23 protein-coding genes and 1 other RNA gene are annotated in these 23,178 nt (G+C 69.3%); 4 read left to right on the forward strand and 20 right to left on the reverse strand.

Annotation, left to right across the window (positions count from 1 at the left end; translation table 11 throughout):
- Positions 1–136: 136 nt before the first annotated feature.
- The 16 genes from hslU to QTI17_RS14615 form a co-directional block, all read right to left on the reverse strand.
- The gene (gene hslU, locus QTI17_RS14540; RefSeq protein ID WP_286533962.1) at positions 137–1,459 is read right to left on the reverse strand and encodes an ATP-dependent protease ATPase subunit HslU; all 1,323 of its coding nucleotides are present in this window, start codon (positions 1,457–1,459) and stop codon (positions 137–139) included.
- Between the two features lie 17 nt (positions 1,460–1,476).
- Positions 1,477–2,025 carry an ATP-dependent protease subunit HslV gene (gene hslV, locus QTI17_RS14545; protein WP_286533963.1) on the reverse strand — a complete coding sequence of 183 codons (549 nt, stop codon included), beginning with the start codon at positions 2,023–2,025 and terminating at the stop codon, positions 1,477–1,479.
- Positions 2,026–2,078: 53 nt separating this feature from the next.
- Positions 2,079–3,647: a Rossmann-fold NAD(P)-binding domain-containing protein gene (locus QTI17_RS14550; protein WP_286533964.1), complete on the reverse strand. Its 1,569-nt coding sequence runs from the start codon at positions 3,645–3,647 to the stop codon at positions 2,079–2,081.
- A gap of 31 nt (positions 3,648–3,678) precedes the next feature.
- Complete coding sequence (gene dksA, locus QTI17_RS14555) at positions 3,679–4,566, reverse strand: RNA polymerase-binding protein DksA (RefSeq protein WP_286533966.1); 888 nt, start codon at positions 4,564–4,566, stop codon at positions 3,679–3,681.
- Positions 4,567–4,771: 205 nt separating this feature from the next.
- Positions 4,772–5,830 carry a CobW family GTP-binding protein gene (locus tag QTI17_RS14560; protein ID WP_286533968.1) on the reverse strand — a complete coding sequence of 353 codons (1,059 nt, stop codon included), beginning with the start codon at positions 5,828–5,830 and terminating at the stop codon, positions 4,772–4,774.
- 88 nt (positions 5,831–5,918) lie between these two features.
- Entirely contained in the window at positions 5,919–7,121 is a 1,203-nt protein-coding gene (locus tag QTI17_RS14565; RefSeq protein ID WP_286533969.1) for a class I SAM-dependent rRNA methyltransferase, read from the reverse strand.
- Positions 7,118–8,149, reverse strand: coding sequence for a tyrosine recombinase XerC (locus QTI17_RS14570; protein WP_286533970.1), 1,032 nt, complete (start codon positions 8,147–8,149; stop codon positions 7,118–7,120). The genes QTI17_RS14565 and QTI17_RS14570 overlap by 4 nt, the downstream gene beginning before the upstream one ends.
- Positions 8,133–8,750, reverse strand: a complete 618-nt coding sequence (locus QTI17_RS14575) for a YdcF family protein (RefSeq protein WP_286533971.1) — start codon at positions 8,748–8,750, stop codon at positions 8,133–8,135. The genes QTI17_RS14570 and QTI17_RS14575 overlap by 17 nt, the downstream gene beginning before the upstream one ends.
- Positions 8,747–9,436: a DUF484 family protein gene (locus QTI17_RS14580; RefSeq protein WP_286533972.1), complete on the reverse strand. Its 690-nt coding sequence runs from the start codon at positions 9,434–9,436 to the stop codon at positions 8,747–8,749. Before QTI17_RS14580 ends, QTI17_RS14575 begins: the two co-directional genes overlap by 4 nt.
- Positions 9,433–10,308 (reverse strand): diaminopimelate epimerase, encoded by an 876-nt coding sequence (dapF, locus tag QTI17_RS14585; protein WP_286533973.1) that lies wholly within the window; start codon positions 10,306–10,308, stop codon positions 9,433–9,435. Before dapF ends, QTI17_RS14580 begins: the two co-directional genes overlap by 4 nt.
- 44 nt (positions 10,309–10,352) lie before the next feature.
- Positions 10,353–10,856: an ABC transporter ATP-binding protein gene (locus QTI17_RS14590; RefSeq protein WP_286533974.1), complete on the reverse strand. Its 504-nt coding sequence runs from the start codon at positions 10,854–10,856 to the stop codon at positions 10,353–10,355.
- Positions 10,857–10,880: 24 nt separating this feature from the next.
- Complete coding sequence (locus QTI17_RS14595; protein ID WP_286533975.1) at positions 10,881–11,381, reverse strand: nucleoside deaminase; 501 nt, start codon at positions 11,379–11,381, stop codon at positions 10,881–10,883.
- 21 nt (positions 11,382–11,402) lie between these two features.
- On the reverse strand, positions 11,403–12,599 hold the full coding sequence (locus QTI17_RS14600; RefSeq protein ID WP_286533976.1) for an amidohydrolase family protein: 1,197 nt from the start codon (positions 12,597–12,599) through the stop codon (positions 11,403–11,405).
- A 5-nt stretch (positions 12,600–12,604) separates the two neighbouring features.
- A complete protein-coding gene (locus tag QTI17_RS14605; RefSeq protein ID WP_286533977.1) occupies positions 12,605–13,579 on the reverse strand; it encodes a magnesium and cobalt transport protein CorA in 975 nt (324 codons plus the stop codon).
- Positions 13,580–13,643: 64 nt separating this feature from the next.
- Complete coding sequence (locus QTI17_RS14610; RefSeq protein ID WP_286533978.1) at positions 13,644–14,423, reverse strand: slipin family protein; 780 nt, start codon at positions 14,421–14,423, stop codon at positions 13,644–13,646.
- 6 nt (positions 14,424–14,429) lie between these two features.
- Positions 14,430–15,752, reverse strand: a complete 1,323-nt coding sequence (locus QTI17_RS14615) for an NfeD family protein (RefSeq protein ID WP_286533979.1) — start codon at positions 15,750–15,752, stop codon at positions 14,430–14,432.
- Between the two features lie 106 nt (positions 15,753–15,858).
- Between QTI17_RS14615 and QTI17_RS14620 the strand changes: the two genes are divergently transcribed.
- On the forward strand, positions 15,859–17,544 hold the full coding sequence (locus QTI17_RS14620) for an MBL fold metallo-hydrolase (RefSeq protein ID WP_286533981.1): 1,686 nt from the start codon (positions 15,859–15,861) through the stop codon (positions 17,542–17,544).
- Positions 17,541–18,251: an RNA pseudouridine synthase gene (locus tag QTI17_RS14625; RefSeq protein WP_286533982.1), complete on the forward strand. Its 711-nt coding sequence runs from the start codon at positions 17,541–17,543 to the stop codon at positions 18,249–18,251. The genes QTI17_RS14620 and QTI17_RS14625 overlap by 4 nt, the downstream gene beginning before the upstream one ends.
- Before the next feature lie 66 nt (positions 18,252–18,317).
- On the opposite strand, the gene rnpB is transcribed toward QTI17_RS14625, so the two are convergent.
- Positions 18,318–18,654, reverse strand: an RNA gene (gene rnpB / locus QTI17_RS14630) — RNase P RNA component class A.
- Between the two features lie 72 nt (positions 18,655–18,726).
- On the opposite strand from rnpB, the gene cysK reads away from it, so the two are divergent.
- The gene (gene cysK, locus QTI17_RS14635; RefSeq protein ID WP_286533983.1) at positions 18,727–19,647 is read left to right on the forward strand and encodes a cysteine synthase A; all 921 of its coding nucleotides are present in this window, start codon (positions 18,727–18,729) and stop codon (positions 19,645–19,647) included.
- Between the two features lie 108 nt (positions 19,648–19,755).
- Here the strand turns inward: cysK and QTI17_RS14640 are convergent, their stop codons facing one another.
- Together QTI17_RS14640 and QTI17_RS14645 are read right to left on the reverse strand one after the other, a co-directional pair.
- The gene (locus tag QTI17_RS14640; RefSeq protein ID WP_286533984.1) at positions 19,756–20,178 is read right to left on the reverse strand and encodes a type II toxin-antitoxin system VapC family toxin; all 423 of its coding nucleotides are present in this window, start codon (positions 20,176–20,178) and stop codon (positions 19,756–19,758) included.
- On the reverse strand, positions 20,153–20,419 hold the full coding sequence (locus QTI17_RS14645) for a ribbon-helix-helix protein, CopG family (RefSeq protein WP_286368833.1): 267 nt from the start codon (positions 20,417–20,419) through the stop codon (positions 20,153–20,155). The genes QTI17_RS14640 and QTI17_RS14645 overlap by 26 nt, the downstream gene beginning before the upstream one ends.
- A 77-nt stretch (positions 20,420–20,496) precedes the next feature.
- Between QTI17_RS14645 and QTI17_RS14650 the strand changes: the two genes are divergently transcribed.
- Positions 20,497–22,161 (forward strand): NAD(P)/FAD-dependent oxidoreductase, encoded by a 1,665-nt coding sequence (locus tag QTI17_RS14650; protein ID WP_286533986.1) that lies wholly within the window; start codon positions 20,497–20,499, stop codon positions 22,159–22,161.
- Here QTI17_RS14650 and htpX read toward each other — a convergent pair whose 3' ends face one another.
- Positions 22,162–23,037, reverse strand: a complete 876-nt coding sequence (gene htpX / locus QTI17_RS14655; protein WP_286533987.1) for a protease HtpX — start codon at positions 23,035–23,037, stop codon at positions 22,162–22,164.
- Between the last annotated feature and the right edge of the window lie 141 nt (positions 23,038–23,178).

Here is a 23,178-nt window from a genome sequence, read left to right on the forward strand (position 1 = left end):
CGGGGGTATTTTTTGTAATGGAATCAACGACTTAGCGGTGTTTTTGCACGCGCAAAAACACCGAATTCCGTTGCAAATGAAGCACTTAGCTCACGCAATGAAAGTAATGCATGAGCCGCGTCCTACGCCAGCCGATTCAGAGGATGAATCGAGAAAGGTCTTCGTCGTGACTTAGTGCCTGGAGACGTTCGTCAACATAGGCGGCGTCGATGCGCACCGCCTGGCCATCGAGCTTGGCGGCATCGAAGCTGACTTCGTCGAGCAGCCGCTCCATGACGGTCGACAGCCGCCGCGCGCCGATGTTCTCGGTCCGCTCGTTGACATCGAAGGCGATGCTCGCGAGCCGCGTGATGCCCTCGGGCGTGAATTCGAGCGTGACGCCCTCGGTCGCCAGCAAGGCCTGGTACTGCTTCACCAGCGAAGCCTGGGTCTGGGTCAGGATACTCTCGAAATCGGCCACCGACAGCGACTGCAGCTCGACCCGGATCGGGAAGCGGCCCTGCAGCTCGGGGATCAGGTCGCTCGGCTTGCTGAGGTGGAAGGCGCCGCTGGCGATGAACAGGATGTGGTCGGTGCGCACCACGCCGTACTTGGTGCTCACCGCCGTGCCCTCGACCAGCGGCAGCAGGTCGCGCTGCACGCCCTGGCGCGAAACGTCGGCACCCTGCGCCTCGCTGCGGGTCGCGACCTTGTCGATCTCGTCGATGAAGACGATGCCGTTCTGCTCGGCGTTGTGGATCGCCTGGCTGCGGATCTCGTCCTCGTTGACCAGCTTGGCGGCCTCTTCGTCGATCAGGAGCCGCATCGCCTCGGCGATCTTGAGCTTGCGGGTCTTGCGCTTGGCCTGCCCCAGCTGGCCGAACATGCCGCGCAGCTGCTCGGTCATTTCCTCCATGCCGGCCGGTCCCATGATCTCGAGCGGCTGGCGGGTCTCGGCCAGGTCGATCTCGATCTCCTTGTCGTCGAGCGCACGCTCGCGCAGCTTCTTGCGAAAGGCCTGGCGGGTCGGGCTGGCGCCATCGCCGGCAGCGCCGTCGGGCAGCCGTGCCGGCGGCAGCAGCACGTCGAGGATGCGCTCCTCGGCCGCATCCTCGGCCCGCATGCGGACCTTGGCGCTCTCGGCTTCGCGGGTCTGCTTGATCGCGATCTCGGCCAGGTCGCGGATGATCGAATCGACGTCCTTGCCGACATAGCCGACCTCGGTGAACTTGGTGGCTTCCACCTTGATGAAGGGCGCGTCGGCCAGCCGCGCCAATCGGCGCGCGATCTCGGTCTTGCCGACCCCGGTCGGGCCGATCATGAGGATGTTCTTGGGCGTGATCTCGGCGCGCAGCTTCTCCTCGACCTGCTGGCGGCGCCAGCGGTTGCGCAGCGCGATCGCGACCGCGCGCTTGGCCTGGGGCTGCCCGACGATGTGGTGGTCGAGCTCGGAGACGATTTCCTGGGGGGTCATGGACATGGAGGGGCTCGCGATTCTCAGAGGGTCTCGACCGTGTGGTGCATGTTCGTGTAAATGCAGAGTTCGCCGGCGATCTCCAGCGATTTCTTCACGATCTGCTCGGCGGGCAGCTCGGAGTTGTCGAGCAGCGCCTTGGCCGCGGCTTGTGCGTAGGCACCGCCGGAACCGATCGCGATGATGCCGTTCTCGGGCTCCAGCACGTCGCCGTTGCCGGTGATGATCAGCGAGCTGGTGGCGTCGGCCACGGCCAGCATGGCCTCCAGACGGCGCAGCACGCGGTCGGTGCGCCAGTCCTTGGTCAGCTCGATGGCCGCGCGCGCCAGGTGGCCCTGGTGCTTCTCGAGCTTGGCCTCGAAGCGCTCGAACAGGGTGAAGGCATCGGCGGTGGCGCCGGCGAACCCGGCCAGCACCTTGCCGTGGTAGAGCCGGCGCACCTTGCGCGCGGTGCCCTTGATGACGATGTTGCCCAGCGTGACCTGGCCGTCGCCGCCGATGGCGACCTGGTCGGCAGCCCCTGCAACCTTGCGGCGGACGCTGACGATGGTGGTTCCGTGAAATTGTTCCATCGAAGCAACTTCAGGGCGAAGGGCCCGATCTCAACCCCCGGCCGGCGCCGACTTCAGTCTTTTCTGAGGGCGACCGAGGCGTGGTCGGCGATGCCGATGACGTCGAAAAAGGCCGCCGCCAGGCGGTGGACGTCGGTGAACTGCACGCTGCGGCCGCTGCCGTGGTGGTCGGTGACCCAGTTGAGCAGGGTCCCGGCGGCGGCGAAATCGATCCGCACCAGGGCCGCACAGGACACCACCGGCGACGCCGCGTCGCCCAGGTCGGCGTCGAGCCGCTGCCAGGTCGAGAGCGACTCCCCGATCAGGTCGCCGACCAGCTGGCTGTGGCCCGGCTCCGGCGCGGCGGGCTTGTGCGGCTCGTCGGCGCCGAAGGAGAAGGCCCTCGCGGGGGCGGCTGCCGCCGGCGCGGCGTCCAGCAACGCGAAGTCGCCCTTGGGATCTTCCCAGGGCGGCGGCGACACCTCGTAGGTGATGCAGTAGTTGAGCGCCAGCAGCTCGAATTCGTCGCCGCGGTGCATCACCCGCAAGGCCGCCATGTGGAGTTGCCACCACACGGCATCGACGCCGCGGTCGTTGGCCGGCGTGGCTTCGGCGAGCACCAGCAGCAGCCGGTCGGCGCCGCGGAAGCGCAGCTGCACGGTCGAGTCGGCCCAATGGGTGAACAAGGCCCGCAGCGGCCCGGCCGCATCGGGCTCGATGGCGTCGAGCGCGCTCCAGTCGAGCCGCCACGACGGGCCGGCGGCGCCCAGGGCACGGGTCAGGCCGATCAGGCCCTCGCGCGCGAGCCGCGGCGGGCTGGCCCAGTCGGCATCGCTCGCCGGCGCCGGCGCCGGCAGCGGCTGGCCCGGTGTCGCGGCGCGGGCCGAGTTGGCCAGGGCACGGAACGAGATCCACTCGGGCGCGGCCTGCTTCATCCGCTGGGCATAGCGGGTGCTGGCGGCCTCGAATTTCTCGGCGTCGCCGGTGGCGCGGTAAAGATCGAGCAGGGTGCGCCAGGTGTCGTCGTGCGAGCCGGTCGGGCTGTCGGGCGCCAGCGCCTGCAACAGGATCGCCTCGGCGCCGGCATCGTCGCCGTGGGCATAGCGGATCGCGGCTTCCTCGATGCTGCCGTCATGGGCGGGCAACTGGACCTGGAGCCCCTGGACCCCGCCCTGCGGCACGCCCGGCACCGTGTCGGCATAGGCGCGCGCATGCTGTTCGGCCATGTGCGGCGCGCCATCGGCCGGCGCACCTTCGGCGGCCGGGGCCGCGGCGCGGGGGTCGCGCCCCTTCCACCACTGCTGGGACATCTGCTCTTCGATCTCGTCGATCTTCTTGAGCGTGAGCGCCCGGCCATCGGATTTGTCGTTGGTGCTGCTGACGTTGAACGACGACGGCGTGGCCGCCGGGTCGCGCCCGCCGGCCGCCTCGCGCTGGCGCAGCTTGCGCAGCATGTCGAACTCGCGGCGGCGCACGAAGTCGTTGCGCTGCCGCCGCTCGATCATTTCCTTGAGCATTTCACGGCTGTAGCCGTTTTCGAGCGTCGACGACTCGTCGGCGTCGAGCTCGGACCAATCCTTGAGGGGATTGCGAACGAACTTCGCCACCTTCGACAGCAAGCGACCGGTTTCTTCCTTGGCCATGCGCAGCGTCTCCGTCCGGCTCCCTGGGTGATCAGTCGCCGAACATCTTCTGCTTCAGTTCGCGACGCTGCTGTGCCTCGAGCGACAGCGTGGCGGTCGGACGGGCCAGCAGGCGGCCGACACCGATCGGCTCGCCGGTCTCGTCGCAGTAGCCGTAGTCGCCGGCGTCGATGCGCTGGATCGACTGCTCGATCTTCTTGAGCAGCTTGCGCTCGCGGTCGCGGGTGCGCAGTTCGAGCGCGTGCTCTTCCTCGATCGTGGCGCGGTCGGCCGGATCGGGCACGACCACCGTGTCCTCGCGCAGGTGCTCGGTCGTCTCGCCGGCGTTCTCGAGGATGCCGCGCTTGAGTTCCTGCAGCTTCAGGCGGAAGAACGCCATCTGCTTCTCGTTCATGTACTCGGTGTCGGGCATCGCGATGACTTCGGCATCGCTGAGCTCCTCGGCCGACTTGGTCTTCCAGTTGTTGACCAGTTTCGGATCTTTCTTGACCGCGATCGGCGGCGGCGGCACCAGCGCGTTCGAGCTGATCTGCACGAAGCTGGACTTGGCCGCGGTGGACGCCACCGATTGCGGCATGGAGGGGACCGTCAGCTGTGACAGCCGCGACACACGGCCGCCGCGTGCGGGAGCGGGGGCGGCAGTCGTTGCGGGTGTCGCCGGGGCGGAAGAGGATGAGGCGGCAGCCGTTTTTTTCATGGGACTCGATGGTGCAGGTGGCACGGCGTGGGCGCCGGCCGGTTTGGATGAGGGGGCGCCCGCGGCGGCCGCCGGCGCCTTGCTCTTGGCGGCGGGCTTGGGCGGCTCGGCAGCGGGCTTGGCGGAAACCTTCTTCGCCGCCGGTACCGCCTGCTTGGCAACCACCGTCTTCTTGACGGCCGGCTTCGACGCGGGCTTGGCTGTTGCGGCGGGTTTCTTCACGGTGACTGGCTCCTTCGATGGACTCGGACGCGCATTCAGATCATGGGGGCTCGCCGATGGCGAACCCCGGGGTTATACCCCCGAATCCAGCCCCGATACGCGCCCGACCCTATGCCGGAAGTCACACTTCGCCCCAGAAGGACGTGTCTGGCTCCCGTAACAGGCGCGCGATTGTATAGAGAGAACCGTCCCCAGGGCGGTCAAATCAGACCAGACACTGGTCGAGGCCCTGTTCGAGGATCTCGCGCGGCAGGTCGATGCCGATGAACACCATGCGGCTGGTGCGCTTTTCGTCGGCGCCCCAGGCCGGCCCGAGGTCGCTGCCCATGAGCTGGTGCACGCCCTGGAAGATCACCTTGCGCTCGGTGCCCTGCATGTGCAGCACGCCCTTGTAGCGCAGCATCCGCGGACCGTAGATGTTGACGATCGCGCCCAGGAAGTCCTCCAGCCGGGCCGGATCGAAGGCCCGGTCGGAGCGGTACACAAAGCTCTTGACATCGTCGTCGTGATGGTGGTGGTGGCCATGGCCTTCGTGCGCATGCGAAGGATGGTCGCAATGCTCGCCGTGAGCGTGGTCATGGTCGTGGTCGTGGTCGTGCGCCTCTTCTTCCTTGAGGAAGTCCGGGTCGATGTCCAGCTTGGCGTTGAGGTTGAAGCCGCGCAGGTCGAACACGTCCTTGATCGGCACCTCGCCGAAATGCACCTTCTGCTGCGGCGCGCGCGGGTTCATGTGCTTGAGGCGGTGGATCAGCGCCTCGGTCTCTTCCTCGGCGACCAGGTCGCTCTTGCTGATGAAGATCTGGTCGGCAAAGCCGACCTGGCGCCGGGCTTCCTGGCGGTCGTTGAGCTGCTGCGGAGCATGCTTGGCATCGACCAGCGTCAGGATCGAGTCGAGCAGGTAGCTCTCGGCGATCTCGTCGTCCATGAAGAAGGTCTGGGCCACCGGTCCGGGATCGGCCAGGCCGGTGGTCTCGATCACCACCCGGTCGAAGTCCAGCAGGCCCTTGCGCTTCTTGGCCGCCAGCAGCTGCAGCGCCTCGCGCAGGTCCTCGCGGATGGTGCAGCAGATGCAGCCGTTGCTCATCTGGACGATCTGCTCCTTCGACTCGGTGACCAGGATGTCGTTGTCGATGTTCTCCTCGCCGAACTCGTTCTCGATCACCGCGATCTTCTGGCCATGGGCCTCGCTCAGGATCCGCTTGAGCAGGGTGGTCTTGCCGGAGCCGAGGAAGCCGGTGAGGATGGTGGCGGGGATGAGGGCCATGGGAATGCTCCGGGGAGAAACGGGGAAACGGGGGGAAGGCGGGAAGTTTAGCGACGCCGGCTCGGCCGCGCCGCGGCAAGGGCAAAGGCTATTTGCGCACCACCACCAGGCCTTTCAAGTACTCGCCTTCGGGGAACTCGATGGTCATCGGGTGGTCGGGCGCCGCGCCGAGGCGCTCGGTGATGTAGCCGTCGACCCCGGCGTCGATGCCGGCCGAGGCCACGATCTTGTGGAACAGGTCGGCGCCGATGCCGCCCGAACACGAGAAGGTCAGCAGGTGGCCGCCCGGCGCCAGCAGCTTGAAGGCCTGCCGGTTGAGGTCCTTGTAGGCGCGCGCGGCGCGTTCGGCGTGCGCCACCGTGGGGGCGAACTTCGGCGGGTCGAGCACGATCGCATCGAACTGCCGCCCCTCCTCGACGAAGCGGCGCAGGCTGGCGTTGACGTCGGCATCGAGGAATTCGCAACGGGCATCGTCGAAGCCATTCAGGGCCACGTGGGCCCGGGCGCGCTCCAGCGCCGGCAGCGAGGAATCGATCGAGATCAGCTCGGCGCCCTCGACCGCGTCCGCCGCCTTCAGGCCGGCCAGGGCGGCGACCGTGAAGCCGCCGGTGTAGCAGAAGCAGTTCAGCACGCGGCGAAAGCGCCGCCGCGCGGCCAGCTCGGCGAAGCGCTGGCGGCTGTCGCGCTGGTCGAGGTAGAAGCCGGTCTTGTGGCCGGTCGCGATGTCCAGGCCCAATTGCCAGTCGTGCTCGCGGATGCGCAATTCGGTCGGGCCGCTGCCGCGCAGCCAGCCGGTCTGCGGCTTCAGGCCCTCGCGCTCGCGGCCGCTGGCATCGGAGCGCTCGTAGAGCTTTTCGAGGCCGGTGGCGGCGAGCAGCGCGTCGGCCAGCGGCGCCTTCCAGCGCTCGACGCCGGCCGACAGGAACTGCGCCACCAGCGTGTCGCCATAGCGGTCGACGATCAGGCCCGGCAGGCCGTCGGCCTCGCCGTGGACCAGCCGCAGGCCGTCGCTCTGGAGGTCGAACAGCAGCCGGGCGCGGACCGCTTGCGCGACCCTCGCCGCCAGGAAGGCGGCATCGATGCGCTGCCCCTCGTCGAAGCTCCAGGCGCGGGCCCGGATCTTCGAATGCGGGCTGTACGCGGCCCAGGCCAGGAAACGGCCGTCCTCGGCCTCGATGCGGACGGTTTCGCCGGCATCGCCGCCGCCCTTGGCGATCGCGGATTCGAACAACCAGGGGTGGCGGCGCAGCAGCGAGCGCTCCTTCCCGGGACGCAGACGCAGAAGCTTCATGAATGACCGTTCTTGTTGCCGCGCCGCGAGCCGACGCCCGCAGGCGGCCCCTCGTCGCGCGCCTGGGCCCGGGGATGGGCGGCGTCGTAGGCCTTGGCCAGGTGCTGAAAATCCAGCCGGGTGTAGACCTGGGTGGTGGAAATGTTGGCGTGCCCCAGCAGTTCCTGCACTGCGCGCAGGTCGCTGCTGGATTGCAGCAGGTGGCTGGCGAAGGAGTGCCGCAGCATGTGCGGATGGACCGGCGCCGACAGGCCGGCCTTGAGGCTGCGCCCGCGCAGCTGCTTCCAGACCGAATGGGCCGAGCAGCGGGTGCCGTTGCGGCCGATGAACAATGCCGCCGCGTTGCCGGGGTCGCGCAGCCGTGCGGCCTCCAGCGCCGCACAGTCGCCGCGCACGGCCAGCCAGGCGGCCAGCGCCTCGAGCGCCTTGCTGCCGACCGGCACCAGGCGGCGCTTGCTGCCCTTGCCGAGCACGTTGGCCTCGGCGGCATCGAGGTCGATCCAGCCCCGCGCCGTGCCGCTCGGCTGCACGTCCAGCCCGATCAGTTCGCCGACCCGCAGGCCGCAGCCATAGAGCAACTCGACGATCGCGCGGTCGCGCGCCTCGTCCCAGGGGTCGGCCTCTGCGTCGTGCAGTTCGGCCAGCCGCACCGCGTCGTCGACCGCCAGCGCCTTGGGCAGCGGACGCGCCGCCTTCGGCGCATGGACGTCCTGGACCGGGTTGGCACCGATCAGCCCCTCGTTGCCCAGCCAGCGGTAGAAGCTGCGCCAGCACGAGAGCACCAGCGCGATGCCGCGCGACTCGCGGCCGGCGCCGTGCAGCTGGGCCATCCAGCGGCGCACGTGGGCGGTCTGGACCTGGTCGAGCGCCAGCCCGGCGGCGGCGGCGTTCTGCGCCAGCGACGCGAGGTGGATGGCATACAGCTCGACCGTGCGCGCCGCCAGCCGGCGCTCGACCCGCACGTGCTCGAGGTACTTCTCGATCGCAGCCGGCATCGCGGCCGGCGCCGCTTCAGTGGAGATAGCCATTCATCGCATTGTTCACGATCGCGAAAGGCTCGCGCAATGCGCCCTTGAAGGCCATGCCCCAGGTCTGCCAGCAGCTGCTCGGCGCGGCGGCGAACTGGACGTCGAACTGGCGGTCGAAGCCGCCGGCGTGCGCCAGCCGCTCCGCCCGCCAGAGGTGATAGGGCTCGGTGACGACGACCACGCTGTGGATGCCGGCGGCCTGCAGAACGGCGCGCGACAGCGCCAGGTTCTCGCGCGTCGACTGCGAGCCGTCCTCCAGCAGCGCGCTTCCGGCATAGCCCACGCTGCGCGCATGCCGCGCCATCACCTCGGCTTCGATGCGGCCGTCCTCGTGATCGACGCCGCCCGAGAACACCAGTTGGCGGACCGCCCCGGCCTTGGCGAGAGCGACGCCGGCGTCGACCCGGCCGGTCATGCAGGGGTTCGGCCGGCCGTCCTTGTAGGCCCGGTTGCCGAGCACCAGCGCCGCATCGGCGGGACGCGGCGGGGGATCGGCGAGGCGGGCGAGCGCGTGGCGCCACACCATCAGGTGGATCGCCGCATAGCCCGCCAGGAGGATCGCCAGCGCGCCCCAGGCGGCGCGCCGCAGGGTCCGGTTCAAGGGCGCAGCCGCGACAGCGCGCCCGAGGCGAGCTCGGCGATGCGCTCCAGGAAATCGGTGCCCATCTCGGCGTTGAAGCGCTGGGCGTCCGGCGAGGCCAGCACCAGCAGGCCGAAGGCCGGGGCCTCGGGCTCGGCCCGCAGCGGGATCAGGGCGATCGACACCGCGGCCTGCGGCTCGGCCAGCCAACCGGCCGCCTCGAAGCCGGAGTTCAAGCCGCAATAGGGGGCCGTCAGCGAGGTGGCGAGCGCCTTGACGTCCTCGCTGACCCACTGGGCGTAGGCCTCGTCCCGGTAGGCGCTGTCGCAATCCCAGACCTTGATGGCCGTCTGCGGCACCAGGAACAGCGACTGCAGCTGGCCGGCGATCTGCCCCGGCAGCCCGCGCGGGTCGCGCGTGGTGAGCAGGCCGCGGGTCCACCGCTGCAGGCGGTCGGCCGTGACCACGTTCTCGGTGCCGTGGCGCACCATGTCCATGACGCGATGCTCAAGCGCCTTGATCTTCTCGCGCAGCATCTCGGCCTGGCGCTCCTGCAGGCTGACGGCACGGTTGCCGTGCGGGCTGGTCAACTGGACCTGGCCGAGCAGCTGGGCATGGCGCTCGAAGAAATCGGGCGTGTTCGCCAGGTAGTTGGCAATGTCGTCTTCGGTGATCGGGTTCATGGCGTTGGCGTTGAAATTGTTCATGACGGGTCCGGCACCTCGATGTCGCCCTCGAAGACGGTGAGCGCGGGGCCGGTCATCAGCACCGGGGCACCCTCGCCGGCCCATTCGATGGTGAGCAGTCCGCCGCGGGTCTGGACATCGACCCTCGCGTCGAGCAGGCCGAGCCGGATGCCCGCGACCACCGCGGCGCAGGCGCCGGTGCCGCAGGCCAGGGTCTCGCCGGCGCCGCGCTCGAAGACCCGCAGCCGCACGTGGGCGCGGTCGACCACCTGCATGAAGCCGGCATTGACGCGTTGCGGGAAGCGCGGGTGGTGCTCGATCAGCGGGCCCTGCACCCCGACCGGTGCGGTGTCGACGTCGGCGACGATCTGCACCGCGTGCGGGTTGCCCATCGACAGCACGGCGACGGCCACGATCGCGCTGCCCGCATGGGTGCCGAGCGCCAGGTGCCAGGTGTGCCATCCGCCTTCGGGCTGCGGGTCGAGCCCTGCGGGATCGAAGGGCACGCGGGCCAGGTCGAAGACCGGGGCGCCCATGTCGACCGTGACCCGGCCGTCGGCCCCCATCCGCGGCTCGATCACGCCCGACAGCGTCTGCACCCGCACCGCGTCCTTGACCGTCAGTTGGCGCTCGCGCACGAAGCGCATGAAGCAGCGCGCGCCGTTGCCGCATTGCTCGACCTCGCCGCCGTCGGCGTTGTGGATCACGTACTGGAAATCGATGCCCGGCGCCGGCGACGGCCGCACCGAGAGGATCTGGTCGGCGCCGACACCGAAATGGCGGTCGGCCAGGAAGCGGTACTGCGCGGCGTCGAGGCCGAGCGTGCCGCGGGTTTCGTCCAGCACGACGAAGTCGTTGCCGGCGCCCTGCATCTTGGTGAAGCGGATTCGCATCCCGGGATTATCGGCTGACCATCCCGCCGGCCCCGGGCCGGACTTCAGAACTTGCGGTTGTAGGTGAAGATCAGGCCGGCGGTGCCGAGGGTCCCGATCTGCACCGCATCCGCCTTCGTGAACTTGTAGCCGATCGCGGGGATGATGCCGAGGCCGAAGCCGTCATGGTTGAAGGGCACCTTGTCCTTGTACTGGCCCACGTAGCCGTAGATGATGCCGCCCGACAGCTTGAAGTACAGCGACGGATTGCCGAACAGGTTATCCCAGCGATAGCCGTAGTAGGCATACGCGGACGCCTGGCCGAAGGAGTTCTGGAACGCCGACAGGCCCCACATCCAGCCGTCGGGCTGGTTGCGCTCGAGGCCCAGCAGGTAAACGTGCGTGTGTTCGTCCTCGTTGCTGAAGTGAACCGCGAAAGGGCCGACGACCAGCTCCCACCATGGTTCTTTACTGAACGAATCCTGAACATCCGACGGCTGGCCGAAGGCCGTGTGCGATGCCAGGGAAATCAATGCGATGCCAAGGAGCGAGCCAGTCCGAAATTTCATGTGGGCCGGATTCTGCCCGGAAGATCATTCGAATTCCACCTTTCGTGCTACAGCCCAATCTGAAAGAACCTGTATCGCATCGTCGGCCATCCGCTGCTGGGCCGGTGGCTGGCGTCGCTCCAGCGGCGCGCCGGCCTCGGCGCGCAGCGCCTCGACGTCGATCGGATGGCGGGCCGCCACCGGCACGCCCTCGAAGGCCGCGCCCGATTGCGCCAGCGAGGCGGCGTAGTAGAGCTGGCCGATGCCGGCGATCCGCATCGCCGCGACGCACAGGGCGCAGGGCTCGCACGAGGTGTAGAGCTCGCAGCCGCCGAGGTCGACGGTCTTCAGGTTGCGGCAGGCGTCGCGGATCGCCTCGATCTCGCCGTGCGAGGTCGGGTCGAAATGCACCACCGAGTGGTTGAAGCCCTCGCCGACGACCACGCCGTCCTTCACCACCAGCGCCGCGAACGGCTCGGTGCCGGGCGTCGTCAAGGCCTGGGCCGACAACGCGATGGCGCGCTTCATGAATTCTTCCTGGTACATCGTGTTTTCTCCGTGGGGATGTCAGATCAACGAGCCGTTGCGCGCGCAGATGCGCCCGCCGGCCACGACCAGCCGGCGCGGCGGCCGCGCCACGATCGCCTCGGCCACGGTCTGCGCATCGACCAGCACCAGGTCGGCCCGGTCGCCCGGTGCCAGGCCATAGGCCTCGAAGCCGCAGCCGCGCGCACCGGCATGGGTGACGCAGTCGAGCGCGACATCGAGTTCGTCGTCGCGGCGCAGGTTGTAGCGCAGGCCGATCAGCATCGCGCGCTCGAGCATGTCGGGGTTGCCGTAGGGCGACCAGGTGTCGCGGATGCCGTCGTTGCCGCCCAGCACCGTGAGGCCGGCCTGGCGGCAGGCCAGCAAGGGCGGCACGCTGCGCGACGGCGGCGCGCTGGTGATCAGCACCATGCCGAGCTGCGCCATGCGCGCGATCAGCGGGTCGCGCTCGGCCGGCGGCAGGTCGCCGAGGCAGAAGCCGTGGCTGATCGCCACCTTGCCCTGCATGCCGAGCGCGGCGATGCGGTCCATGATCAGCCCGAGCGAGAAGGCGCCCATCGCTCCCGGTTCGTGCAAGTGGATGTCGAGGCCGCAGCCGCGGCGTTCGGCGATGCCGAAGAGCGTGTCGAGCGAGCGCACCGGGTCGCCGTCGATCGCGCAGGGATCGAGCCCGCCGAGCAGGTCGGCGCCCGCGCCCATCGCCTGCTCGAGCAGCGCCGCGGTGCCGGGCCGCTGCAGCAGGCCGGACTGCGGGAAGGCCACGATCTGGATCTGCTGCAGGGCCTGCATGGCCTCGCGCGTGCGCACCACGCCCTCGAGATGGCGCAGCCCGGCCTGGGTGTCGATGTCGACATGGGTGCGCAGGCGGGTCGTGCCGCGGACCAGGAAGGCCCGGGCCAGCGCCAGCGACTGGCCCGCCGCATCGTGGCCGCTGGCCTGGCGGAAGGCGCGTTCGTTGTCGATCTTGTCGACCAGCCGGGTGCCGACTTCGTTGCGGTACCAGGCCATGCCCCAGAGGGTCTTGTCGAGATGGGTGTGGCCCTCGACCAGGCCGGGCAGCAGCAATGCACCGCCGCCGTGCTCGATCTCGATCGGCGCCTGCGGCGCCTCCAGGGCGCTGCCGATCGCCGCGATCCGGCCGTCGCGCAGCAGCAGGTCGACCGGCGCCCGGCCCAGCGGGCGCACGTTGCGGATGAGGAGGGCATCGGGCGGGGACATGGCCCTCAAACCCAGCCGGCGCGCCGGAAGCGGTAGTAGAGGTAGCCGGATATCGCCGCGATCAGCAGCAAGGCCAGCGGATAGCCGAAGCGCCATTGCAGCTCGGGCATGTGCTGGAAGTTCATGCCCCAGATGCCCGCGAACGCGGTGCAGACCGCGAAGATCGCCGCCCAGGCGGCCAGCCGCTTGGTGACCTCGCCATCCTCGATCGTGACCATGGACAGGTTGACGCTGATCGCCGTGCCGATGGTGTCGCGGCTGGCATCGACCGAGGCGTTGATGCGGCCCAGGTGGTCGACCACATCGCGGAAATACTCCTGCGAGCCGGCGCAGAGCTGCGGCACCCGGCCGCCGTGCAGCTTGCCGACCCCTTCCAGCAGCGGCGCGACCGCGTGCTTGAGCACCGTCAGCCGCCGCTTCAAGGCGTAGAGCCGCTCGATGCTCTCGCGCGCCGAGCCCTTGGTGAAGATCCGCAGCTCGATCTTCTCGAGCTCGACCTCGAGCGCGTCGATCACCGGGAAGTAGCGGTCGACCACCGCATCCATGAGCGCGTACAGCACGAAGCCCGGCCCCTGCCGCAGCAGCTCGGGCTCGCGCTCGCAGCGCTGGCGGACTTCGACGAAGCCGTGCTCGCTGCGGTTGCGCACCGAGACCACGTAGTTGCGGCCGACGAAGACATCGACCTCGCCAACGCCGAGCTCGCCCTGGTCGAGCCCATCGGGCTCCAGCAGGTGCATCACCGCGAACAGCGAATCGGCGTACTCCTCGACCTTGGGCCGCTGGTGGCCATGCTGGGCATCCTCGACCGCCAGCGGATGGAGGTCGAATTCCTGCTGCAGCTCGGCCAGCTCCCCGGCCGTGGCTTCGTGCAGCGCCACCCACACGAAGCAGCCCGGCCGCGACAGGTAGTCGCTGATCTCGGAAACCGGAATGTCGGCGAGCTTGGAACCGTCCTGGTAGACGACGCAGTTGATGAGCATGGCGGGGGGCCCGGGCGATGGAGACGGATGATCTTGCCACGCGCAGCGCGGCGGCGAGAAAGGCTCAGGCGCGCGGCGGCCGCTCGTCCAGCCGCTGCAGCAAGGTGCCGATGAGGTCGATCGGCAGCGGGAACACGATGGTCGAGTTCTTGTCGGCGCCGATCACCGTGAGCGTCTCCAGGTAGCGCAGCTGCAGGGCCTGCGGATGCCGGCCCAGGATCTCGGCCGCTTCGGCCAGCTTGACCGAGGCCTGCAGTTCGCCCTCGGCGTGGATCACCTTGGCGCGCCGCTCGCGCTCCGCCTCGGCCTGGCGAGCGATCGCGCGCACCATGTTCTCGTTGAGGTCGACATGCTTGATCTCGACATTGGTCACCTTGATGCCCCAGAGGTCGGTCTGAGCCGCGAGGATCTTCTGGATGTCGAGATTGAGCCGCTCGCGCTCGGCCAGCAGGTCGTCGAGCTCGTGCTTGCCGAGCACCGCGCGCAGCGTGGTCTGGGCCAGCTGGCTGGTGGCCTCGAAGTACTTCTCGACCTGGATCACCGCCTTCTCGGGGTCGACGACGCGGAAATAGAGCACCGCGTTGACCTTCACCGACACGTTGTCGCGCGTGATCACGTCCTGGCTCGGCACGTCGAGCACCATCACGCGCAGGCCGACCCGCACCATCTGCTGCAGGCCGGGGATCAGGATCACCAGGCCCGGCCCCTTGACCTTCCAGAAGCGCCCGAGCTGGAACACCACGCCGCGCTCGTACTCGCGCAGGATGCGCAGCGAGGCCGCTGCGAGCATCGCCACCAGCAGGACGAACAGCGCCAGCAGCACCATGTTGAAGTTGAAGAACATGTCTCATCAAGCCCGCCACGGGCCCTCCGTGTTGTCCTCCGCCACCTGCAAGGCCAGCCCCTGCACGCGCATCACGCGGATGCGGCGGCCCGCGCGCAGGCCCTGCGCGCCGCGCACCTTCCAGTAGTCGCCCTGAATCTGCGCCCAGCCCTCGCCGTCGGCGAACTCGACCAGCTCGCCGGTGGCCCCGACCAAGGTCGAGACCCCGAGCACCGGCGGCCGCCGCCGGCTCCTGGCGGCAGCACCCGCGACCACCACGACGAAGCCGGCCGAGACCACCGCCAGCGCGCCGACCAGCCACAGCGGGACACCGAACCCGGGTGCCTCGTTGTCGATCAGCAGCACGGCGCCGATACAGAAGGCGGCGATGCCGCCGACCCCGAGGGCGCCGAAAGTGGGCAGGAAGGCCTCGGCGATCAGGAAGGCCACGCCGAGGAAGATCAGCCCCAGCCCGGCGTAGTTGACCGGCAGCATCTGCAGCCCGAAAAGCGCCAGCAGCAGGCTGATCGCCCCGACCACGCCCGGCAGCACGAAGCCCGGGTTCGAGAACTCGAACAGCAGGCCGTAGATGCCCAGCATCATCAGCACCAGCGCCAGGCTCGGCTCGGTGATCACCGACAGCACCCGGCTGCGCCAGTCGGCTTCGAACACCAGCACCTGGGCCTGCCGCGTCGACAACCGCAGCGTCCCCTGCGCCGTGCGCACCTCGCGGCCGTCGACCTGGCGCAGCAGGTCGGCCACATCCTGCGCGATCAGCGTGATGACGTTCTTCTGCAATGCTTCGGCCGCCGACAGGCTGGCCGACTCGCGCACCGCCAACTCGCCCCAGTCGGCGTTGCGCCCGCGCAGCTGCGCCAGGCTGCGCAGGTAGGCCGAGGCGTCGGCCAGCCGCTTGGCGGCCATCGTGTCCGGCACGGCCGGCGTCGGCGCCCCGATCGCCACCGGCGTCGCGGCGCCGAGGTTGCTGGCCGGCGCCATCGCGGCGATGTGGCTGGCGTAGAGGATGTAGGTGCCGGCGCTGGCGGCGCGGGCGCCGTCCGGCGCCACGAAGGTCGCCACCGGCACCGGGGAGGCCAGGATGTCCTTGACGATGTCGCGCATCGAGGCGTCGAGGCCGCCGGGCGTGTCGAGCTGGATCACGGCCAGCCGGGCCTGTTCGCGGGCCGCCAGCCGGAGGCCGCGGCGCACGTGGTCGACTGCGGCCGGACCGATGGCGCCGTCGAGCTCCATCAGGACGACGGTGCCGGGCGAAGCGGGCGCGGGTGCAGCGGCAGGCACGGCTTGGGCGCCGGCCGCTCCCATCGCATGGGCGAGGAGGACCAGTCCCATCAGCCATGTGGTGGCGGACCGCATCCGATGATTCTAGGCACCGCCGCAAGGTGTGTCACATGACGCTCGTCGCACGCGGCGCCCGATCTCCCGATAATCGCGAGCCATGGTACGCCCCACCCAATATCTCCATCCCCAGCGCGAGCCGGCGCCGGTCCGCGCCGCCGCGACCGTGCTGCTGCTGCGCGACACGGCCGACGGCATCGAAGTGCTGATGACCCGGCGCTCCGCCAACGCCAGCTTCGCGCCCGGCGCCTATGTGTTCCCCGGCGGGCGCATCGACGAGGGCGACACCACCGCGCGCGCGATCGCGACGCGCCGCCGCACCCAGAGCCGGGTGCAGCTCACCCAGGCCATCGCGGCCATCCGCGAGAGCTTCGAGGAACTGGGCGTGCTGCTGGCGCATCACCCCGACGGCCGGCCCGTGAGCGCCGAGGAAGTCGCCGCGATGGACCGCGGCACCGCCAGCACCACGGTGGCTTTCGCCGACCAGTGCGTGACGCGCGGCTTGCTGTTGTCGACCGACAAGGTGTTCACCTTCGCCCACTGGATCACCGACCGCGACCTGCCCAAGCGCTTCGACGTCCCCTTCCTGGTGGCGCGCATGCCCGAGGGCCAGACGCCGACCGCCGACGAGACCGAGCAGTTCGAACCCTGCTGGGTGCGGCCGGCCGACGCGCTGGCGCGCCATGCGGCCGGCGGCTTCTTCATGATCTTTCCGACCGTGCGCACACTTGAGCGCATGGTCGCCTACCCGACGGTCGACGCGGTGCTCGACGCCTGCGCCAACCGCGCCGCCGGCGAAGGCCCGATCTGGACCAGCTGCCCGCGCGCCGGCTGGCTGGCCGGGCAGGAAGCCCGCTACATGGAGACCGAGTCGGCCTTCGGCGAACTGGCGCTGGTCAGCCCCGACGGCCAGATCGTCCACACGCTCGACTGGCAGAGCACGCAGGCGGTGCCGCTCTTGAAGAACGTGCAGCGCCTGACCGCGCCGAACCCGGGCGCCATGACCGGCCCCGGCACCAACAGCTACATCGTCGGCGACGCCGACAGCGGCTACATCGTGATCGATCCGGGTCCGAACGACTTCGACCACATCGGCCGGCTGTGGCGCGCGACCCAGGGCGACATCCGGATGATCGTCTGCACCCATTCGCATGCCGACCATTCGCCCGGGGCCCTGCCGCTGCAGAAGCTGTGCAAGACGAGCCCGCCGATCCTCGGCCTGGCCTCGGCGCCGACGGCCCGCTCCACCGCCCGCTTCACGCCCGACCGGGTGCTGCAGGACGGCGAGCGCCTGGTCCTGACCACGCCGGCCATCAGCGACAGCGGCGAGACGCGGGTGCCGCTGCACACGCTGCGCGTGATCCACACGCCGGGCCATGCGGCCAACCACCTGTGCCTGGTGCTCGAAGAAGACGGACTGCTGTTCTCGGGCGACCACATCCTCAACGGCAGCACCACCGTGGTCGATCCACCGGACGGCAACATGAACGCCTACCTCGACTCGCTCGACAAGCTCGATGCGGCCTGCGCCGACGGCGGGATCGGCTTCATCCTGCCGGCGCACGGCTACGTGCTGGGCGACGCCCGCGCCGCCATCGCCCACCTGAAGGCGCACCGCCTGAAGCGCGAGGCCAAGATCGCCGCGGCGATGCGCGAGTTGCCCGACGGAACGCCCGAGCAGTGGCTGCCGCTGGCCTACGACGACGTGCCCGAGCGCATGTGGCCGGTGGCGGCGCGCTCGCTGGCGGCGCATGTCGAGCGCATCCAGCAGATGGTCAAGCCATGAAGGACGCCGACGACGAAGGAATCCGGCTCGCCAAGCGGGTCGCGGCGCTGGCCGGCTGCTCGCGGCGCGAGGCCGAGCTGCTGATCGAGAACGGCGCGGTGCGGGTCGACGGCCGGCCGGCGCTGGTGCCGCAGGCGCGGGTGCATGCGCACCAGCAGGTCGAGATCGAATCCGGCGCCCGGCCCGAGCCGGTCGTGCCGGTCACGCTGCTGCTGCACAAGCCCGCCGGCATGGCGACCGAGACGGCGCACCGGCTGCTGGTGGCGGCCAACCACCACGAACCCGAACGCGCCGGCCTGCGCTTCCTGCCGCGCCACGTGGCGGCCCAGCGCTGCATGACGCCGCTGGAGACCGGCGCCAGCGGGCTGGTGGTGTTCACGCAGGAGTTCCGGGTCGAGCGCAAGCTGCAGGAAGACGCCGGCATCATCGAGCACGAGGTGATGGTGGACGTCGCCGGCCCGGTCGGTCCCGAGACGCTGGCCCGCCTGGAGCGTTCGCCGGCGCGCGTCAGCATCGGCCAGCAGGCCGAGGGCCACACCGGCCTGCGCTTCGCGCTGAAGGGCGCGCGTCCGGGCCAGATTGCCCACATCTGCGACGACGCCGGGCTGCAGATCCTGGCGATGAAGCGCATCCGCATCGGGCGGGTGCCGTTGTCGGGGCTGTTGCCGGGGCAGTGGCGTTACATGACGCCGAACGAACGCTTCTGAGACCTTGCGGGACGGACCAAGAAACTGCGCAGCAGTTTTTGCTCTGTCCTCAACTGATCAGAAAAAGTGTGGAGCACGCCTGTAAGCCGGATTCTGTGCACTGAGGACTCTTGCGAGCCCCCAGCGTGACCGCCATTACTCTGGGCCGTTTGTCGCCAAACGGCTCGATGCCACCTACCCGCCAGCTCTGCGGAACCACATCGACGCTGGCCTACTTGGTGTTGCTGCGCGCAGAGATTGCCCGTTTCACCCGGCCGGGGTTGCCCCTGGCCGACTCGTCTCTGTTGCTCTGATCCTCACCTCGCGGTGGGGAGCCGTTAGCTCCTGCGCTGTCCTGTGCAGTCCGGACGTTCCTCCAGTGCGCTCTTTCGAGACTTGCACCAGCGGCGGTCCGGCGTGCTCCACCCGCGGATTATCGCCACAATGGCGCTCCTCCCCTTTTTCCGACCCCGGGGCCCGGCCCCAAGGAGACCGAATGAAAGCCGACACCATCCTGCAAACCATCGGCGGCACGCCGCATGTCCGCATCCAGCGCCTCTTCGGCCACGCCACGCAGCAGGTCTGGATCAAGTGCGAGCGCGCCAACCCCGGCGGCTCGATCAAGGACCGCATCGCGCTGTCGATGGTCGAGGACGCCGAGCGCTCGGGCGCGCTGAAGCCCGGCGGCACCATCGTCGAGCCGACCTCCGGCAACACCGGCATCGGCCTCGCGATGGTGGCGGCGGTCAAGGGCTACAAGCTGATCCTCGTGATGCCCGACAGCATGTCGGTCGAGCGGCGGCGGCTGATGCTGGCCTACGGCGCCAGCTTCGACCTGACGCCGCGCGAGAAGGGCATGAAGGGCTCGATCGCGCGCGCCGAGGAAATCGTCGCCGGAACCCCCGGCGCCTGGATGCCGCAGCAGTTCAACAACCCGGCCAACATCGAGGTCCACGAGCGCACCACGGCCGAGGAAATCGCGGCCGACTTCCCCGATGGCATCGACGTGCTGATCACCGGCGTGGGCACCGGCGGCCACATCACGGGCTGCGCCCGCGTGCTCAAGAAGAAGTGGCCGAAGCTGCAAGTCTTCGCGGTCGAGCCGGTGGCCTCGCCGGTGATCTCCGGCGGCCAGCCCTCGCCGCATCCGATCCAGGGCATCGGCGCCGGCTTCATCCCGAAGAACCTCGACACCGCGCTGCTCGACGGCGTGCTGCAGGTCGACGCCGAGCCGGCGCGCGAGATGGCGCGCCGCTGCGCCCGCGAGGAAGGCATGCTGGTCGGCATCTCGTCGGGCGCGACCCTGGCCGCGATCGCCCAGAAACTGCCCTCGCTGCCGGCCGATGCGGTGGTGCTGGGGTTCAACTACGACACCGGTGAGCGCTACCTGTCGGTGGATGGGTTCTTGCCTGGGTGAGACCTTGCGGGACAGAGTGAGACTTTGCGGGACAGACCAAGAAACCGCGCAGCGGTTTTTGCTCTGTCCTCAACTGACTAGATGCGCCGCCCTAGATGCAGCCGCCCGTCAATCCTTGACCCAGATCCGCTTCAGCCGCTGCCCACGCGGACTTCGATAGCGGTCGAAGTCCTTGCGATCCACCGTCAGCACGTTGTAGATGCCCGTCCGATCGGCTGCGAAGACCAGCGCCACGTCCGCCAGGTCGGCGCCGCCGTCGGCGTAGCGCTCGGTGAAGTCGGCGATCTCGGACAGGTCGGCCGGGTCGCTTGCCAGTACGGTCAGCCGACCGGCGGCGGCCCAGCGCAGCAGGTGGAGCCACGCGCGATCGTCGAGCAGGTGGCCGGCCTCGGTCAGCACTTCCCAGACCGTGTAGAGACGCCTGCCGGACAGCTGCTGCAGCATCGCGACGGCGCCCGCATGGTGGGCGTCGCCGTCGTTGAAAAGCGCGACCAGGAAGCCGGTGTCAGCGAGCGTATCCGTGCTTTTCACGCAGCCGCTCCAGGATCGCGCGCTTGGCCGGATTCGCCACCTGCCCGGGCTGCCGCAGGCCGCCGCCCTGGCCGATGTACATCGCGTCGATCTCGCTCGCCGCACGGTCGATCGGCATCACCTTGGCCGCATAGGCGGCGATGCTGCGGCGGATGAATTCCGATTTGCTGATGCGCAGCGCCTCGGCGGCGCGCTCGAGCAGCACCTCGTCTTCCGCCGGCAATCGAATCGACAGGGTCATGGATCGTCTCCGTAATACAAAATTGTAATACACTTGCGGGATCACAGCCCCTGCCCGATCGATACGGGCCTCCAGCCATGATCCGCATCTCCGAAATCAAGCTCCCCCTCGCCCACGACGCGGCGGCACTGCCCCAGGCCATCGCCTCCACCCTCGGCATCGCCGTCGAGGCCATGGCCGGCCACACGGTCTTCAAGCGCAGCTTCGATGCCCGCAAGGCCGAACTGCTGCAGGTCTACATCGTCGACGTGGCGATCGCCGATCCGGCGCTCGAAGCCCGCCTGCTGGCGAAGTTCGCGGAAAACCCGCGCATCGGCGCGACACCCGACATGTCCTGGAAGGCACCGGTCGAGGCGCCCGCCGAGCTGCCGCTGCGTCCGGTGGTGGTCGGCTTCGGCCCCTGCGGCATCTTCGCCGCCCTGATGCTGGCCCAGATGGGCTTCAAGCCGATCGTGCTGGAGCGCGGCAAGACCGTGCGCCAGCGCACCCGGGACACCTGGGGCCTGTGGCGCAAGAGCGTGCTGAACCCGGAGTCGAACGTGCAGTTCGGCGAAGGCGGCGCCGGCACCTTCTCCGACGGCAAGCTCTACAGCCAGATCAAGGACCCGCGCTTCCTCGGCCGCAAGGTGATGGAGGAGTTCGTCAAGGCCGGCGCGCCGCCCGAGATCCTCTACGTGGCCCACCCGCACATCGGCACCTTCAAGCTGGTCAAGGTGGTCGAGAACATGCGCGAGCAGATCGTCCGGCTCGGCGGCGAGATCCGCTTCGAGCAGCGCGTGACCGACGTGCTGCTCGAGGACGGCCCGGACGGCGGCAAGACGCTGCGCGGCCTGGTCGTGCGCGACCAGCAGACCGGCAAGATCGAAGAGCTGCGCGCCGACCACGTGGTGATGGCGCTCGGCCACAGCTCGCGCGACAGCTTCGAGATGCTGCACGCGCGCGGCGTCCACATCGAGGCCAAGCCCTTCTCGATCGGCTTCCGGGTCGAGCATCCGCAGGGCCTGATCGACCGCGCCCGCTGGGGCCGGCATGCCGGCCATCCGCTGCTGGGCGCCGCCGACTACAAGCTGGTGCACCACGCGAGCAACGGCCGCTCGGTCTACAGCTTCTGCATGTGCCCGGGCGGCACCGTCGTGGCCGCCACCAGCGAGCCGGGCCGGGTCGTGACCAACGGCATGAGCCAGTACTCGCGCAACGAGCGCAACGCCAACGCGGGGATCGTGGTGGGGATCGAGCCGCGCGACTTCCCGGGCTGGGAAGACGGCCGCACCGGCCCGGCGCTGGCCGGCATCGAACTGCAGCGCTCGCTGGAATCGAATGCCTTCGTGCTCGGCGGCGGCGACTACCGCGCGCCGGGCCAGCTGGTCGGCGACTTCATCGCCGGCCGGCCCTCGACCGCACTCGGCAGTGTCGAGCCGTCGTACAAGCCGGGCGTCACGCCCGGCGATCTGCACGCCGCGCTGCCGGCCTATGCGATCGAAGCCATGCGGGAGGCCTTCCCGGCCTTCGGCCGCAAGATCAAGGGCTTCGACCTGCACGACGCGGTGCTGACCGGCGTCGAGACCCGCACTTCGTCGCCGATCCGCATAACCCGCGGCGAGGACTTCCAGAGCCTCAACGTGCGCGGCCTGTACCCGGCCGGCGAAGGCGCGAGCTATGCGGGCGGAATTCTCTCGGCGGGGGTCGACGGCATCAAGGTCGCCGAAGCGGTCGCGCGCAGCATGGCCGCGCGCGCCGGCTGATCAACCCTGCGCGCCCTGCAGCGCCGCGATGCGCTGCTCGATCGGCGGGTGGGTGGCGAACAGGCTGCCGAGCTTGCCGGTGATGCCCATGGCCTCGACCGACTTCGGCAGCTCGCCGGGCGGCAGGCCGCCCAGGCGCGCCAGCGCATTGATCATCGGCTGCTTGCGCCCCATGAGCTGCGCCGCGCCGGCGTCGGCACGGTATTCGCGCTGGCGCGAGAACCAGGCCACCACGATGGCGGCGGCAAAGCCCAGCACGATGTCGAGCACGATGGTGGTCACGAAATAGCCGATGCCCGGACCCGACGAGCGTTCGTCGTTGCGGCGCAGGAAGCTGTCGACCGCATAGCCGATCACGCGCGACAGGAACACGACGAAGGTGTTCATCACGCCCTGGATCAGGGTCATCGTGACCATGTCGCCGTTGGCGACGTGCGCCACCTCGTGGCCGATCACGGCCTCGACCTCTTCGCGCGTCATGTTCTGCAGCAAGCCGGTCGACACCGCCACCAGCGCTGAGTTCTTGAAGGCGCCGGTGGCGAAGGCGTTCGGGTCGCCCTCGAAGATGCCGACCTCGGGCATGCCGATGCCGGCCTTGTCGGCGAAGTTGCGCACGGTCTGCACGATCCAGGCCTCGTCGGGCGACTGCGGGTCGTTGATGATCCGCACGCCGGCCGACCACTTGGCCATCGGCTTGCTGATCAGCAGCGAGATGATCGCGCCGCCGAAGCCCATGATCAGGGCGAAGCCGAGCAGCGCCCCGAGGTTGAGCCCGTTGGCCGTGAGGAAGCGGTTGACGCCCAGCAGGCTGGCAACCACGCCCAGGACCGCGACCACCATGACGTTGGTCAGGACGAAAAGAAGGATGCGTTTCAAGTTGGATTCTCCGTGGGAAAACAGGGGTGTCCGCCTCTGGACATGAGGGTTTCGACCCGGCTTGCAAGGGTTCGGGCGCCATCATAGGAGGAACCGGGGGAAGCAAGATTAAGTCCCGCAGGGCTGACAAAGTACCGAATA

The sequence above is a fragment of the Variovorax sp. J31P179 genome, from assembly GCF_030316985.1.
Lineage (GTDB): Bacteria > Pseudomonadota > Gammaproteobacteria > Burkholderiales > Burkholderiaceae_C > Variovorax > Variovorax ginsengisoli_B.